Here is a 13,588-nt window from a genome sequence, read left to right on the forward strand (position 1 = left end):
GCAGATCCAGCCTGACTGCAGGCAAGTTCCGTACCGGGGCGGCGATCCTCCCAGTCGAGTTTTTGTTCCGCCCTGGTCGAGCGCGCGGCTGCACGGCTTGGCCCAATAGACTGCATCGGACGTGGTCTCTGATCAACCGGCAATGGAGGCGGCAATGGGCATCGAACATCCGAAATACAAGGTCGCGGTGGTGCAGGCGGCGCCCGCCTGGCTTGACCTCGACGCCTCGATCGACAAGTCGATCGCGCTGATCAGGGACGCCGCGGAGAAGGGCGCCAAGCTGATCGCCTTTCCGGAAGCGTTCATTCCCGGGTATCCCTGGCATATCTGGATGGACTCGCCGGCCTGGGCGATCGGCCGTGGTTTCGTACAGCGGTACTTTGATAATTCGCTGTCTTACGACAGCCCGCAGTCCGAGAAGCTGCGCGATGCGGTGCGCAAAGCAAAGCTTACGGCCGTGTTCGGTCTGTCCGAGCGCGACGGCGGCAGTCTCTATCTCGCGCAATGGCTGATCGGACCGGATGGCGAGACAATTGCAAAACGCCGCAAATTGCGACCGACGCATGCCGAGCGCACCGTCTATGGGGAGGGCGACGGCAGCGATCTTGCGGTCCATGCGCGCCCCGACATCGGCCGCATCGGCGCGCTGTGCTGCTGGGAACATCTCCAGCCGCTGTCGAAATACGCCATGTACGCCCAGAACGAGCAGGTGCACGTCGCGGCCTGGCCGAGTTTCTCGCTGTACGACCCCTTTGCGCCGGCGCTCGGCGCCGAGGTCAACAACGCCGCCTCGCGCGTCTATGCGGTGGAGGGCTCCTGCTTCGTGCTCGCGCCTTGCGCGACGGTCTCGCAGGCGATGATCGACGAGCTCTGCGACCGGCCCGACAAGAACGCGTTGCTGCATGTGGGCGGCGGTTTTGCCGCGATCTATGGCCCGGATGGCAGCCAGATCGGCGACAAGCTCGCGCCGGACGAGGAGGGGCTGCTGATCGCCGAGATCGACCTCGGCGCCATCGGTGTTGCCAAGAATGCTGCCGATCCCGCCGGGCATTATTCGCGGCCCGATGTCACGCGGCTGCTGCTCAACACGAAGCCGTACAAGCGCGTCGAGCAGTTCGCGCTGCCGCTCGACACTGTCGAGCCCACGGAAATTGCCGCGGCGGCGAGCTGATCGGCGGGATCACGGGAGGGCATGGCCATGGAATCCGCAATTCCTCTGCATATCGAGACACAGCGCACCCGCCACAAGCGCGTGCCGGACGATTATCAGCCGCCATATCCATCGTTCGTGGCACGCTACAAGCCCGCCGTGAGCCGCGTCGTGATGGCCTATTTCGGCGTGCAGTATCGGGGGGCGACGCCGGCGGCCGCGGCGGAAGCGCTCGCTGAAATCGCCGGGCTGTTCGCCGGCGAGGATGGGCCGTCGCATTGGGACCGCGCGCACTATGTCGACCAGGCCGGCCACGCGAACATCGTCTCGGTGGCCTATTGGGACGACATCGCGCGCTTCGACGCCTGGTTTGTCCCGGCGCGCGAGGCGTGGACTGGAAAGCACCGCGACGGGATCGGCACCTTCATCGAGGTGTTGCGTCCCACGGTGACGCGGCACGAGACGCTGTTCTCCTCGCTCGGCAGGCCCGAAGGTGTCGCAGCGATCGCCGAGGGCATGAGCGGCGAGGTTCAGGAGCACGCCTATTGGGGCGGCATGCGTGACCGCATTCCGCTGTCGCAGACCGATCCGATGTCGCCGGGCGGAAATCCGGAATTGATCCGTGACGGCGCGCGGCTGCGCGTGAAGGCGCACGACAATCTCTGCGTGATCCGCTCAGGCCAGGACTGGGGCGATACCGAGGCCTCTGAGCGCAAGCTCTACCTCGACGATGTCGAGCCGGTGCTGCGCGAGGGCATGGATTTCCTGCGCGATGACGGGCTCACGATCGGCTGCTATGCCAACCGCTACATGCAAGTGCTCTCCGCTGACGGCAAGGCGAGTGAAAAATCCTACGGCCAGAGCTGGTGGAAAAGTCTCGCCGCACTGGAGCGCTGGGCGGAATCGCATCCGACCCACGTGAAAATCTTCGGTGCGGCGATGAAATATCTCTCGACGCTGGGGCCGTCGGCGAAGCTGCGGCTCTATCACGAGGTGACGGTGGCGGCGGCGGATGAGCAGTTCTTCGAATATCTGAACTGCCATCCGAAGACGGGAATGCTTGCGGCGGTCGAGACGGTTGCGGCTTAGGCGACGCAGTGGCCGAGCAGCTCCGGATGCGCGGCGCAGATGTGATGCGCGCCGGCGTCCCGCAGCTCGGCTTCGCTGCCATAGCCATAGAGCACGCCGATCGCCGTCATTCCGTTGGTGCGGGCGCCGACCACGTCATGGCTGCGGTCGCCGATCATGATGGCGCTGTTTGCATCGATGCGGGCCTCGTCCAGCGCGTAACGGAGCAGGTCACGCTTGTCGACGCGTGTGCCGTCGAGCTCGGAGCCGAACACGCGCTCGAAATGGCGCTTTAGGCCAAAATGATCGACGATGCGGGTGGCGTAGACGCCGGGCTTGCTGGTCGCAACGAACATGCGCTGGTCGGTCGCGGCAATCCTCGTCAGCGTGTCGACGATGCCGGCATACGCCTCGTTCTCGAACAGGCCGATGTCGCTGAAGCGCTCGCGATAGAGCAGTAGCGCCTGGTCGGCCAGCGCGTCGCTTCCGGTGAGCTTCTTCAGGCTCGCATGCAGCGGCGGACCGATGCACCAGGTCAGCTCGTCCTCGCTCGGCACCGCGAGGCTTAGCCGCTCAAGGGCGTACTGGATCGAACGGGTGATCCCGGGTTTCGGATTGGTCAGCGTGCCGTCGAGATCGAAGAAGATTGTCGCCATCGGGGAGCCGGCTCGCGTTGAAACTGCCGGTCCGTTGCTAGTCGGATCGGGTCTCAAGTCAAGACCCGTTGCATCATTGCTGCTTGGTCCATTCGACGATCGCGGTGGCATCCGCGCCCGCTTGCGCCTCCCACGCGGTGATCGTGCCCGTTGCGGCCGTTCGGAGCGCCGTGACGAGCGACGCTGGCGCCGGTTCTGCAATGCGGACGCCGTTGTCGCGCATGCGCGCATAATTTTCGGAGGTGCGATGGGCCAGGAGCGCGAGCTGGCTCTGCTCGGTTTCGGCTGCAGCCGCCAGCACCTCGCGCTGCATCGGCTCCGGCAGCGCGGCAAATGCCTCGGTGCGGACGAAGGCGATCGAGGCTGGCATTGCGTAGTTGATGGCCGTGAAGTAGGGCAGGAAGTTCCACAGCTTGCGTCCTGCGCCGCCGTCGCCGGAGGTGAGGAAGGCGTTCAATTGATGCTCGTTCAGACCGGCAAGTGCCTTGTCCATCGGCAGGAACTGCGCGTTCGCGCCAGCCGCCTTCATCACCTCGCTCGAATTGGCATCGTAAGCCCGCAAATTGAGTTTCGGCAGGTCGTCGGCGCCTGCAAGCGGCCGGTCCGACCACAGGCCGGTGGCCGGCCAGATCGTCAGATAGAGTAGCTTGAGGCCATGGGCGGCGAGGGCCTTTTCGTAAAGCGGCCGTGCGCGCGCATTGGTGGCGTGAGCGATCTCGACCGATTGTACCAGGAAGGGTAACGTCGAGAGGCTGAGCACGGGGTCGAGGCCCGAGAGCGCGCCTGCAAAGGCGTCGCCGCCCGCGATCCGGCCGTCCAGCGCCGCGCGCGGCATCTCGCCCGAGCTGATCTTCAGCTGATTGTCGAAGGCGTTGGTCACGCTCACGAAACCGTTTGTGCGCGCGGCCACGCGATCGGCGAAAGTGTTGAGCCCGATCCCGGATATGTTGTTCTCGGGATATTCGGTGGTCAACCGCCAGTTCACTTGTGCCATCGCTGGCGCGGCGGAGAGGATCAATAACGCGAGGGCAAGGATCGCATGGATCCCCTTGGCGGGGAGCGCATTGGGGGAAGCAGGTCAGTCAGCATTTATTGGCAACTCGTCGAACCATGGTACGACGCCACGACATGGCAGATCATCTTGTTGCATGCCGCGCCCGCTTGCGCCAAGGCGATACTTGGGCACGGCTGACGCGAATTGCATCGTGCATTGTCCCCGCACTGCTCCTGTCCGCGATACAGGCGATGGCCTGGGACAGCTCACCTGCAAAGACCAACGTTGCTGTTCCGAGCGTCGAAGAGCTTGCGATGCCCGCGGCGAAGCCGGCGGACGGCCGCGAGAGCGACACGCGGGAATCGATCTGCCTGATCGTTGAGGCGGCCGCACGCGATGCCAACCTGCCGCTGGAGTTCTTCGCCCGCGTGATCTGGCAGGAAAGTCGTTTCCAGGCCGATGCGGTGGGTCCGATGACGCGCAGTGGCGAGCACGCGCAGGGGATCGCGCAGTTCATGCCGGGCACCGCGAGCGAGCGCGGGCTTCTCAATCCCTTCAATCCGGTGCAGGCCCTGCCGAAATCGGCGGAGTTCTTGAATGAGCTCCGCAACCAGTTCGGCAATCTCGGCTTGGCTGCGGCCGCCTACAATGCCGGACCGCGGCGGGTGCAGGAATGGCTCGCTGGCACCGGTGGCATGCCGGAGCAGACGCGCAACTACGTCTACGCCATCACCGGTGCGACGATTGACGCGTGGGCCAAGGCCGGCAGCACCGGCAAGGGACCGGCGAGCTCACCGCCCACGAGCTGTCGCGAGCTGATGGCGCTGTTGAAGCGCGCGCCGAACCCGTTCGTGGCCGAGCTCGAGCAGCACGTCGAGCTCGCCGCCGCCAAGATCTGGGGCGTTCAGCTCGCCGCCGGCTTCGATCGCAACAAGGCGCTGGCGATGTATTCCCGCGCCGTCACGCGCCTCAGCGCCGTGATCGGCGAGCGCGATCCCAGCCTGTTGAGCTCGGTGCTGCGCAGCCGCGGCTCGCATCCCTTCTACCAGGTGCGCATCGGCACCGACACGCGCCCCGAGGCGGACGATCTCTGCAACCGCATCCGGAAAGCGGGAGGGGCTTGCTTCGTCCTGAAGAACCGAGGCGTGAGCGGGTAGGGAGCGCGCGCATGCCAGCCCCGCCGCGTGTTTCCTTGACGCGGCCGCCCGCATTGCCCGTTATGCGGGCACGATTCCGCAATCTCGGCCGGCCGTCCCGTGGCGTTTCCTCCGCTCGATTCCCCTCAATGGCAAAGTCCGTGGCGCGCCTTCGGCTGGGGGCTGCGTGCGATCACGCAGACGATCCTGACGCTCGTCCTGTTCGCGACCTATCTCGGCATCGGCGCGCTCGCCCATGACAGCCATTTCAGCCTGCTCTGGGCACTCTGCTCAACACTGTTCGTCTGGGCCGGGCCGGCGCAGATCATTCTGATCACCACGCTCGGCTCGGGGGCGACCGTCATCCAGTCGGCGATCGCGGTCACCGTCAGCGCGATCCGGCTGTTTCCAATGGTGGTCTCGGTGCTGCCGCTGATGCGCACGCCGACGACCAAGCGGCGCGAGCTGTTCTTCGCGGCGCATCTCACGGCCGTGACGCTGTGGGTCGAATGCCATCGATTCCTGCCGCAAGTGCCGCGCGAGCGGCGCATCGCTTTCGTGAACGGGCTTGGCTTCGGTCTGGTCTCGGTATGTCTGATCGCCAACACGATCGGCTATTTCCTCGCCGCCAACCTGACTCAGACATTGGGCGCGGCGATCCTGCTGCTGACGCCATTGTCCTTCCTGTTCTCGACCGCGCGCAACAGCCGCGAGGTCGCTGATGTCGTCGCGCTCGCGCTTGGGGTCCTGCTCTATCCTCTGGCCGCGAAGATGAACTCCGGCCTCGATATCCTCGCCAGCGGCCTTGCGGCAGGCACGATCGCCTATGGCGTGCACTGGTGGCGGGAGGTGCGCTCATGAGCGCCGCGCAACTCATCGGCGACTGGCACGCGCTGGTCGTGCTGTTCGTCGCCGGCGTCATTCCCAACCAGATATGGCGCATGCTGGGCCTGTGGTTCGGCGGCGGCATCGACGAGGGCTCCGAGCTGCTGGTCTGGGTGAGGGCGGTCGCGACCGCGATCCTGGCCGGCGTCATCGCCCAGATCGTCGTCGAGCCACCCGGCGCGCTCGGCAGCGTGCCGGATGGCCTGCGCTACGGCGCGGTCGGCGCCGGCCTCGTCGTGTTCCTGCTGACCCGCCGCTCGATCTTCGCAGGCGTTGTCGCCGGCGAGGTCTTCATGCTGGCCGGCAAATGGTGGTTGGGCTAAAACCGTCGCGAACAGCCAAGGAACTGGAAATATGGTTCGCGAAAACGAACTCCGCGAGGGCGAGGTCGCCATCGAATTGCCGTCGACGGAGGATGCCGGCCTCGTCTTCATCGGCCGTATCCGCACGCCCTGGACCTCGCGGCTGGAGACGCCGCGCCAGGGCCGCGCCGACGGCCCGGTGTGTCGGCTCGAGATCTTCGAGCCGTTCTTGCCCGCGATCAAGGGTGTCGATTTCTACAGCAATCTCGAGGTGCTCTACTGGCTCGACAAGTCGCGCCGCGACATCGTGCTGCAGAGCCCAAAGAACAACGAGAAGACCCGCGGCACGTTTTCGCTGCGCTCGCCGGTCCGGCCCAATCCGATCGGCACCTCGATCGTGAAGCTGGTCGGCATCGAGGACGGCACGATCCTGGTGCGCGGTCTCGATTGCCTCGACAACACGCCGCTGATCGACATCAAGCCCGATCGCTGCGAGTTCACGCCGCTGGCCGCGCCGCAGCCGGGCGATTTTCAGACGGAGTAGGACCCGTCATTCCGGGGCGCGCCTCTTGGCGCGAGCCCGGAATTCCATCGGGCCGCAGAGATTGATGTGAAATGGATTCCGGGCTCGACGCTCCGCGTCGCCCCGGAATGACAGGCTAACCCGCTTTCAACGCCCCGATCAGCTTGATCGCATTCTCCTCCAGCACCTTGACGTCTTCCTTGCGGCTCGCAGGCGGTAGCATCGCGACGCCGTCGTGGCGGGGCATCACGTGCACGTGGAGATGAAACACCACCTGTCCGCCGGCGGTCTCGTTGAATTGCTGCACGGTGATGCCATCGGCCCTGAAGGCCTTCATCGCGGCGGCCGCGATCTTGTGCGTGCCGCGGGCGACGTGGGCGTAGTCGTCGGGGTTGATGTCGAGGATGTTGCGGGCAGGCGCCTTCGGGATCACCAGCGTGTGGCCGGGCACCCGCGGCATGATGTCGAGGAAGGCGAGGACATGCTCGTCCTCGTAGACCTTATGGCAGGGAAACTCGCCGCGCAGGATCTTTGCGAAGATGTTGTTCGGGTCATAGGCGGTCATGCGGCGGCTCCCAGGAATTTTGGCTTGGTTTTGCGGTTACTGTCATCAGCGATAGCAAACCGTCAAGGCGCCTCGTCGATGCCCTTCCGGAACGGGCCGAGCTCGGCGAGCTCGCGTCCGGCCTCCGCGACATAGGCGCGCTCGCGCTTGAGGTAATCGTCGATGGCGCGGCGCAGACCGGGATCGGCGATGAAATGCGCGGAGTGGGTGGTCCGCGGCAGGTAGCCGCGTGCGATCTTGTGCTCGCCCTGCGCGCCGGCCTCGACATGCGTGAGGCCGCGCTTAATGGCGAAATCGATTGCCTGGTAGTAGCAGACCTCGAAATGGAGGAACGGGTGATGCTCGACCGCGCCCCAGTTGCGGCCGAACAGCGTGTCCGAACCGATGAAGTTGATCGCGCCGGCGATCCAGCGGTCGTTGCGACGGGCCATCACCAGCAGCACGTCCTGGCTCATGGTCTCGCCGATCAGCGAGAAGAATTCGCGCGTGAGATAGGGGCGACCCCATTTGCGCGAGCCGGTCTCCATGTAGAACGCGTAGAAGGCGTCCCAGGCGTCCTCGGTGATGTCCTTGCCTATGAGCCAGTGGATGGTGACGCCGGCGGCCAGCGCATCGCGCCGCTCGCGCTTGATCGATTTGCGATGGCGCGAGTTCAGCGTCGCCAGAAAATCGTCAAAGGCGGCAAAGCCCTCGTTGCGCCAGTGGAACTGCTGGTCAGTGCGCTGGAGGAAGCCGTGCTGGGCAAGCAGCTTCCACTCGGCCTCGCGCGCGAAGGTGACGTGGACCGAGGAGGCCTTGCTGACACCGCACAGCGCCACGAGCCCGCTCGCCAGTGCCTCCGTGATGCGCTCGCGGTCGACGCCGTCGCGGACGAGGAGCCGCGGACCCGTCGCCGGTGTGAAGGGGACGGAGACCTGCAGCTTCGGATAATAGCGCCCGCCGACGCGCTCATAGGCGTCGGCCCAGCCGCGGTCGAAGACGTACTCGCCTTGGCTGTGCGATTTCAGATAGCAGGGCACGACGCCGGCGACACGGCCGTTGATCTTGGCTACCAGATGCCGCGGTCCCCAGCCGGTGCGGATCGTGGCTGAACCCGATTTCTCAACGGCGGAGAGAAACGCGTGAGATACGAATGGGTTATAGGCTGGCTTTAAAAGGCCGAAAGAATCGCTTGGAAGCCTTGATGAAGTTCCCGTGCCATGCCCGTTGCAGGCCTTGCCAGGATTGGCGCAGGCGTCCCAATCCTCCGGCGACACTTCGCCAATCGACGGTACGGCTTCGAGCGTGATGTCCGATGATCCCATTGCGCCCAAGATCGTGCATTGCAGCAGCGACTTCAAGGGTGGGGAACATCAAGCCTGCGGCACGAAGCCCTCAAAGATCATCTGATCGGCATGTTGCCCGACCCGCGTCCGCTGTTCCGGCGTGCGCACGGTCCAGCCGAGCAGGGCGCAGCCGAAGACGTTGCGGGCGATCCAGGGGCGGGCGCCGGCAGGTGGTCGACCTTGAAGGCGACGAAGTGGGGCTGGGTCTGGAAGCCGTGGCGAAGGTACAGCATGCTGTCGCGCTGCGCTTGCGTCAGGTGGGCCCAGTACTCGTCCTCATAGCTCCGCTGCGCGACGATGCCGCGGGGGGGAGGGCAGCAGCTCGCGCAGCGCCAGCACCTGGTCGGGGTCGAAGGACATGCCGACCGCTTGCCCCTGATATGACGCCAGCACCTCGGCCATCCGCTTCACCAGCTTGCGGTCGCCGTCAAAATGGCTCTTCACCTCGATCACCAGCGGCACACGGCCAGCGACCATGGCGCAGAGGTCGCTGAGCGACATCATCCGGTCAGGCGTATCCTTGAACTTGATACCCTTCAGCTCCGCCGCGCTCTTTGTCACCACCGGGCCGGTGGCCTCGGTGAGGCGGCCAAGCGCGTGGTCGTGATGCACCATCGCCTCGCCGTCGGCGGAGAGCTGAATGTCGACCTCGATCGAGAAATTGCCCGCAACCGCCGCCTGCACAGCGCCCGGCATATTCTCGACGATACCGCGAGAGATGTCATGCAGACCGCGATGGGCGACCGGCCGCGCTGTCAGCCAATCCGGAGCACGCATCGACGTCAGGCGACCTCGAACACGCCTTCGACCTCGACCGCCGCATCCGCGGGCAGCGAGGCCACGCCGACGGTGGTGCGGGCGTGGCGGCCCTTGTCACCAAAGGCGGTGACCATCAGGTCGGAGGCGCCGTTGAGGACCTTTGGCCCGTCCAAAAAATCCGGCGCCGAGTTGATGAAGCCGCCGAGGCGGACCACGCGCACGACCTTGTCGAGATCGCCCAGCGCCGCCTTGACCTGTGCGAGCAGGTTGACGGCACAGCCGCGCGCGGCCGCGGCACCTTCCTCGAGCGAGACGCCCGCGCCCAGCTTGCCTTTGGCGATCAGCTTGCCGGCGGGATCGAAGCAGACCTGGCCGGAGACGAACAGCAGATTGCCGGTGCGCACGAACGGCACGTAGTTGGCGACGGGAGTGGGGGCCTCGTGCAGCTTGATGCCCTGTTCCGCCAGTTTTTGTTCGACCGCGCCCGCCATGTCTCGACCTCGATGTCCGAAAAATCATCCGCCCCGGCGCGTCGGGTGACCGCCGGGCGCGTCCTGTTTCGCCCATCATGCCGCCACATGCAAGCAACAGCATTTTCCCCAGGCAGGTCAGCAGGTTCAACGAAGAGGCGCAACTTTACGTGAAACTGCCGCAGTTGCGACGCAATGGAACGGTCATTAAAGTATCGAATCTGCGCGTCCCCAGGGAACAGACATGGTGCACCTTTTCCGGACTTCACTCGGTGTGATGGCGCTCGCGGCGGCGGCTGTCGGCGCCGGCAGCGCGCATGCAGCGAACGGTCCGTTCCTCGCGCACCAGGCGCTCTATGATCTGAGCCTGGTCAAATCGCGCTCCAATTCCATCAACAGCGCACGCGGCCGCATCCTCTACAATTTCGCCGGGAGCAGCTGCGAGGGTTATACGTCCGAATTCCGCCAGGTCTCCGAGCTCGACAGCGGCGAGGGCAAGATCACGCTCAGCGATCTCCGCTCCAATTCCTGGGAGGACGCCACCGGAAAAAGCTACCGCTTCAAGGTCGAGACGCGGATGAACGAGACCGAGGCCGGCCTGGTCGACGGCTCGGCCGAGCGCGACGGCGACCACATCAACGTCAAGCTGAAATTGCCGGCGCCGAAGAATTTCACCCTCGACGGCAAGATCGTGTTTCCGACCGAGCAGATCCAGCGCATCATTGCGGCGGCCAAGGAAGGCAAATCGCTCCTGGAGCTCTCCGTCTATGACGGCTCAGACGATGGCCAGAAGGTCTACAACACGCTGACCGTGATCGGTCAGGCGATCCCCGCCGACCGCACCGCGTCGCCCGATCCGTCGACCTCGGACGAGCATATGAAAACGTTGAAGCGCTGGCCGGTGACCGTCAGCTATTTCGATCGCGACGTCCAGCAGAAGGAAGGCGAGCAGACGCCGGTTTATGCGATGTCGTTCGAGCTCTACGAAAACGGCGTCTCCCGCCAGCTCGTGCTCGACTACAACGACTTTGTCATTTCCGGCGCGATGGGCAAGTTCGACGTCAAGGACACCAAGCCCTGCAACTGAGCGCCGACACTAGCCCTCAACACCATCTCCAGTTACGCTCCCTCCCAACCACAAACTCCGGGAGCCAGCACCATGCCCAAGCTCGACCATCTCCGCCCCAGCGGCCTGCACCACCACAATCCCGCTTATTCCCACGTCGTCACCGCCTCCGCGCGCGCACGATCTACATCTCCGGCCAGGTGTCGGTGGACGAGGAAGGGCGCATCGTCGGCGAGGGCGATCTCGCCGCGCAGACCACGCAGGTGATGCAGATCTCGGCCATGCCCTGAAGGCAGCCGGCGCGACCTACGCCAATATCGTGAAGATCACGACCTTCGTGGTCGGCTACAAGCCGGAGCTGCGCCCGATCATCGGCAAGGCCCGCTCGGCCTTCTTCGAGGGCATGGAGCCGCCGGCCTCGACGCTCGTCGGCGTCTCCGCGCTTGCCGCGCCGGAGTGGCTGATCGAGATCGAGGCGATCGCAGTCGCGGATTGAAGTCATAATCCGGGCGGCTCACGCTGAGGAAAAACGGAGCGATGCGCGGGCCGCGCTCCCTCCTTGCCGAGCCGCGCCGGCTGACGCTTCCGCCAAAAACGAAAAACAACCCCATGCACAGTAGACGGGCGGTCGCAGAAGGGCACAACGTCCGTTCAATCAAGCTAAAGCCGACAGCCTACGGGACAGCAATTCAAGGGTCAGCAAAATTTCGCATTTAGCGAATTTCAATTGACCCGTCGGGCAAAACAGTGGCACTCTGCCATGCTGGTGTTTTTTGAGAGCGGCAAGCGGCAGCCGATTGGGCGGGCGATCAGTCTGACGATGACCACGATTATGGAGAGCGGTGATCGGGAGGAGATGGGTTTCGCAAGGGCTCAACCCATCCTACGGATTCGGCTGCGATCATTCCTGCGCTTTCTCCGGACCGTGATAAGCGATGCCGCGAATGACGGCGGCGCTGCCGAATTTCTTGCGCAGAGTGTCCACGGCGCGCTCGGCATGGGCGGCGCGGCGGTCGAGCATGTCGGTGTCGTCGGCGGGCGAGCCTTCGCGCAGCGCGCTGACGCCGGCACCCATCAGGCGGAAGGCGGTGCCGTCGATCTCTTTCGCCAGCATCTCGCGGCAGATCGAGAAGATCTTTGCGGCGAGCTGCGTCGGCGCTGCGATCGATTGCGAGCGCGTGCGCTGACGAAAATCGGCGGTCTTCAATTTCAGCGTGACGGTCGAGCCGGCCAGCTCGCTGGTCTTGAGCCGCGACGACGTCTTCTCGCACAGCCGCCACAGGATCTTCTCCAGCGAGGCGAAATCGCGGATGTCGGTCTCGAATGTGGTTTCGCTCGAAATCGTCTTGGCGCCGCGATCGGCCTCGACACGGCGATCGTCGATGCCGCGGGCGAGCCGCCATAGCCTGCGGCCGTCACTCGGAAACTGCCGCATCAACTCGATCTCGTCGGCCTTCTGCAGGTCGGCGATGAGGCGGAAGCCGCGCTGCACGAGGCGCTCCTGCGTCGCGGGTCCCACGCCGAAGATGAAGCCGACCGGCCTCGAAGCCAGCATCGTGCGCGCTTCCTCCTGATCGAGCGCAGCAAAGCCGCGCGGCTTGTCGAGATCGGAGGCGATCTTGGCCAGAAACTTGTTGCAGGAGAGGCCGACCGAGACGGAGATGCCGACATCGCGCTCGACGTCGCGGGCAAAGCGCGCCAGCACCTTGGCCGGGATCATGCCGTGGACGCGCTCGGTACCGGAGAGGTCGAGAAAGGCCTCGTCGATCGACAGCGGCTCGACCAGCGGCGTCAGCGCCTGCATGGCCCGGCGTACCTCGCGGCCGACGCGGACATACTTCGCCATGTCCGGCCGGATCACGATCGCATGCGGACAGGCGTCCAACGCGCGATACATCGGCATCGCCGAGCGCACGCCATAGGTGCGGGCGATGTAGCAGGCGGCCGACACCACGCCGCGTTTTCCCCGCCGATGATGACGGGCTTGTCGGCGATATCGGGATTGTCGCGCTTCTCGACCGTCGCATAGAAGGCGTCGCAGTCGATATGGGCGATGGTCAGGCTCGCGAGCGCGCGGTGGCGGACGAGGCGAGGCGAGCCGCAGGCGGAACAGCGCCGCACGCCCATATCCAGATCGGCCAGACAATCCCGGCAGAAGCAGCGCCGCCCGGCCGGGTCGGGGGCGGTCACGGCACGTCGCGCTCCCAGGTCCGGTCGCCGAGCGCATCGCCCAGCACCTGCCGCGCCGCGGCAACGTTGGTCGGATGCAGTTCCGAGGCCTTGGCAAAGGCTTTCACGGTGTCGTCATCGCGCAGCACGAAATCGAGCACGCTGAGCAGGAAATGGGGGTCAGAGGCGGCGTTCCGGAGCGTCTCCGGGCCGACCCCTGTCTCAGCCAGGAACAGGCCCAGCCTTTCGGGATCGCCGGCCACGAAGGACAGCGCCTGAATCGCAACGATTTCAGCGACTTCGCGAGGGTTGTGAACAGGCTTTTTCACGGGGCCGGTTTGCCTTTCCGTTAACTTTCGGTGTCTACTTTGGAATATGCCCGAGTCTTCTGACTGAGTCTCGGGACTGAGTCTTGGGACCGGTCTCGGCCTTGAGCTTGCGGGCCCAGACAAGCAACTGGAAACCACATCGCAGAAAGTGGCCCCTCGGGTTTAACGAAACTCAAGCGAATCTGAGGCTA

General features: G+C 65.0%; 13 protein-coding genes and 3 pseudogenes. 8 read left to right on the forward strand and 8 right to left on the reverse strand.

The features are described 5' to 3' along the window. The first annotated feature begins 154 nt into the window (after positions 1-154). Positions 155-1,171: a carbon-nitrogen hydrolase family protein gene (locus ACTGJ9_RS22110; protein ID WP_456672829.1), complete on the forward strand. Its 1,017-nt coding sequence runs from the start codon at positions 155-157 to the stop codon at positions 1,169-1,171. A gap of 27 nt (positions 1,172-1,198) precedes the next feature. After that, the gene (locus ACTGJ9_RS22115; protein WP_456672830.1) at positions 1,199-2,239 is read left to right on the forward strand and encodes a phenylacetaldoxime dehydratase family protein; all 1,041 of its coding nucleotides are present in this window, start codon (positions 1,199-1,201) and stop codon (positions 2,237-2,239) included. On the opposite strand, the gene ACTGJ9_RS22120 is transcribed toward ACTGJ9_RS22115, so the two are convergent. Together ACTGJ9_RS22120 and ACTGJ9_RS22125 are read right to left on the reverse strand one after the other, a co-directional pair. Continuing rightward, positions 2,236-2,874 carry an HAD family hydrolase gene (locus ACTGJ9_RS22120; RefSeq protein WP_456672831.1) on the reverse strand — a complete coding sequence of 213 codons (639 nt, stop codon included), beginning with the start codon at positions 2,872-2,874 and terminating at the stop codon, positions 2,236-2,238. The genes ACTGJ9_RS22115 and ACTGJ9_RS22120 overlap by 4 nt on opposite strands. Before the next feature lie 73 nt (positions 2,875-2,947). After that, positions 2,948-3,868: a TRAP transporter substrate-binding protein gene (locus ACTGJ9_RS22125; RefSeq protein WP_456672832.1), complete on the reverse strand. Its 921-nt coding sequence runs from the start codon at positions 3,866-3,868 to the stop codon at positions 2,948-2,950. 251 nt (positions 3,869-4,119) lie between these two features. Here ACTGJ9_RS22125 and ACTGJ9_RS22130 point away from each other — a divergent pair, with 251 nt between their 5' ends. The 4 genes from ACTGJ9_RS22130 (at position 4,120) to tsaA (ending at position 6,735) form a co-directional block, all read left to right on the forward strand. Next, the gene (locus ACTGJ9_RS22130; RefSeq protein WP_456672833.1) at positions 4,120-5,025 is read left to right on the forward strand and encodes a transglycosylase SLT domain-containing protein; all 906 of its coding nucleotides are present in this window, start codon (positions 4,120-4,122) and stop codon (positions 5,023-5,025) included. Between the two features lie 99 nt (positions 5,026-5,124). Further along, a complete protein-coding gene (locus ACTGJ9_RS22135; protein ID WP_456672834.1) occupies positions 5,125-5,865 on the forward strand; it encodes an AzlC family ABC transporter permease in 741 nt (246 codons plus the stop codon). Then, entirely contained in the window at positions 5,862-6,212 is a 351-nt protein-coding gene (locus ACTGJ9_RS22140; protein ID WP_456672835.1) for an AzlD domain-containing protein, read from the forward strand. Before ACTGJ9_RS22135 ends, ACTGJ9_RS22140 begins: the two co-directional genes overlap by 4 nt. A gap of 31 nt (positions 6,213-6,243) precedes the next feature. After that, on the forward strand, positions 6,244-6,735 hold the full coding sequence (gene tsaA, locus ACTGJ9_RS22145; RefSeq protein ID WP_456672836.1) for a tRNA (N6-threonylcarbamoyladenosine(37)-N6)-methyltransferase TrmO: 492 nt from the start codon (positions 6,244-6,246) through the stop codon (positions 6,733-6,735). Between the two features lie 115 nt (positions 6,736-6,850). Here tsaA and ACTGJ9_RS22150 read toward each other — a convergent pair whose 3' ends face one another. The 4 genes and pseudogenes from ACTGJ9_RS22150 to ACTGJ9_RS22165 all read right to left on the reverse strand — a co-directional run bounded on the left by ACTGJ9_RS22150 (position 6,851) and on the right by ACTGJ9_RS22165 (position 9,854). Further along, positions 6,851-7,279, reverse strand: coding sequence for an HIT family protein (locus ACTGJ9_RS22150; RefSeq protein ID WP_456672837.1), 429 nt, complete (start codon positions 7,277-7,279; stop codon positions 6,851-6,853). Positions 7,280-7,341: 62 nt separating this feature from the next. Further along, entirely contained in the window at positions 7,342-8,583 is a 1,242-nt protein-coding gene (locus ACTGJ9_RS22155; RefSeq protein WP_456672838.1) for a GNAT family N-acetyltransferase, read from the reverse strand. 48 nt (positions 8,584-8,631) lie between these two features. Then, positions 8,632-9,381: pseudogene (locus tag ACTGJ9_RS22160) on the reverse strand (glycerophosphodiester phosphodiesterase). A gap of 5 nt (positions 9,382-9,386) precedes the next feature. Next, positions 9,387-9,854: a RidA family protein gene (locus tag ACTGJ9_RS22165; RefSeq protein ID WP_456672839.1), complete on the reverse strand. Its 468-nt coding sequence runs from the start codon at positions 9,852-9,854 to the stop codon at positions 9,387-9,389. A gap of 223 nt (positions 9,855-10,077) precedes the next feature. Between ACTGJ9_RS22165 and ACTGJ9_RS22170 the strand changes: the two genes are divergently transcribed. Further along, on the forward strand, positions 10,078-10,920 hold the full coding sequence (locus tag ACTGJ9_RS22170; protein WP_456672840.1) for a cell envelope integrity EipB family protein: 843 nt from the start codon (positions 10,078-10,080) through the stop codon (positions 10,918-10,920). Between the two features lie 72 nt (positions 10,921-10,992). After that, a pseudogene (locus ACTGJ9_RS22175) lies at positions 10,993-11,395 on the forward strand (RidA family protein). Between the two features lie 405 nt (positions 11,396-11,800). On the opposite strand, the pseudogene ACTGJ9_RS22180 reads toward ACTGJ9_RS22175, so the two are convergent. Both ACTGJ9_RS22180 and ACTGJ9_RS22185 read right to left on the reverse strand, forming a co-directional pair. Further along, positions 11,801-13,089 (reverse strand): annotated as a pseudogene (locus tag ACTGJ9_RS22180) (DNA polymerase IV). Then, complete coding sequence (locus ACTGJ9_RS22185; protein WP_027530048.1) at positions 13,086-13,397, reverse strand: DUF3572 domain-containing protein; 312 nt, start codon at positions 13,395-13,397, stop codon at positions 13,086-13,088. Before ACTGJ9_RS22185 ends, ACTGJ9_RS22180 begins: the two are co-directional and overlap by 4 nt. Between the last annotated feature and the right edge of the window lie 191 nt (positions 13,398-13,588).

Origin of the sequence: Bradyrhizobium sp. RDM12, from assembly GCF_051917485.1 — a bacterium.
Classification (GTDB): domain Bacteria; phylum Pseudomonadota; class Alphaproteobacteria; order Rhizobiales; family Xanthobacteraceae; genus Bradyrhizobium.

What these genes read in the sequence shown, in the direction of transcription:
- tsaA (WP_456672836.1), top strand. Translation starts at nt 6,244, where the DNA reads ATGGTTCGCGAAAACGAACTCCGCGAGGGCGAGGTCGCCATCGAATTG.
- ACTGJ9_RS22155 (WP_456672838.1), bottom strand. Translation starts at nt 8,583, where the DNA reads ATGGGATCATCGGACATCACGCTCGAAGCCGTACCGTCGATTGGCGAA.
- ACTGJ9_RS22125 (WP_456672832.1), bottom strand. Translation starts at nt 3,868, where the DNA reads ATGGCACAAGTGAACTGGCGGTTGACCACCGAATATCCCGAGAACAAC.
- ACTGJ9_RS22120 (WP_456672831.1), bottom strand. Translation starts at nt 2,874, where the DNA reads ATGGCGACAATCTTCTTCGATCTCGACGGCACGCTGACCAATCCGAAA.
- ACTGJ9_RS22150 (WP_456672837.1), bottom strand. Translation starts at nt 7,279, where the DNA reads ATGACCGCCTATGACCCGAACAACATCTTCGCAAAGATCCTGCGCGGC.
- ACTGJ9_RS22115 (WP_456672830.1), top strand. Translation starts at nt 1,199, where the DNA reads ATGGAATCCGCAATTCCTCTGCATATCGAGACACAGCGCACCCGCCAC.
- ACTGJ9_RS22165 (WP_456672839.1), bottom strand. Translation starts at nt 9,854, where the DNA reads ATGGCGGGCGCGGTCGAACAAAAACTGGCGGAACAGGGCATCAAGCTG.
- ACTGJ9_RS22110 (WP_456672829.1), top strand. Translation starts at nt 155, where the DNA reads ATGGGCATCGAACATCCGAAATACAAGGTCGCGGTGGTGCAGGCGGCG.
- ACTGJ9_RS22140 (WP_456672835.1), top strand. Translation starts at nt 5,862, where the DNA reads ATGAGCGCCGCGCAACTCATCGGCGACTGGCACGCGCTGGTCGTGCTG.
- ACTGJ9_RS22170 (WP_456672840.1), top strand. Translation starts at nt 10,078, where the DNA reads ATGGTGCACCTTTTCCGGACTTCACTCGGTGTGATGGCGCTCGCGGCG.
- ACTGJ9_RS22130 (WP_456672833.1), top strand. Translation starts at nt 4,120, where the DNA reads ATGGCCTGGGACAGCTCACCTGCAAAGACCAACGTTGCTGTTCCGAGC.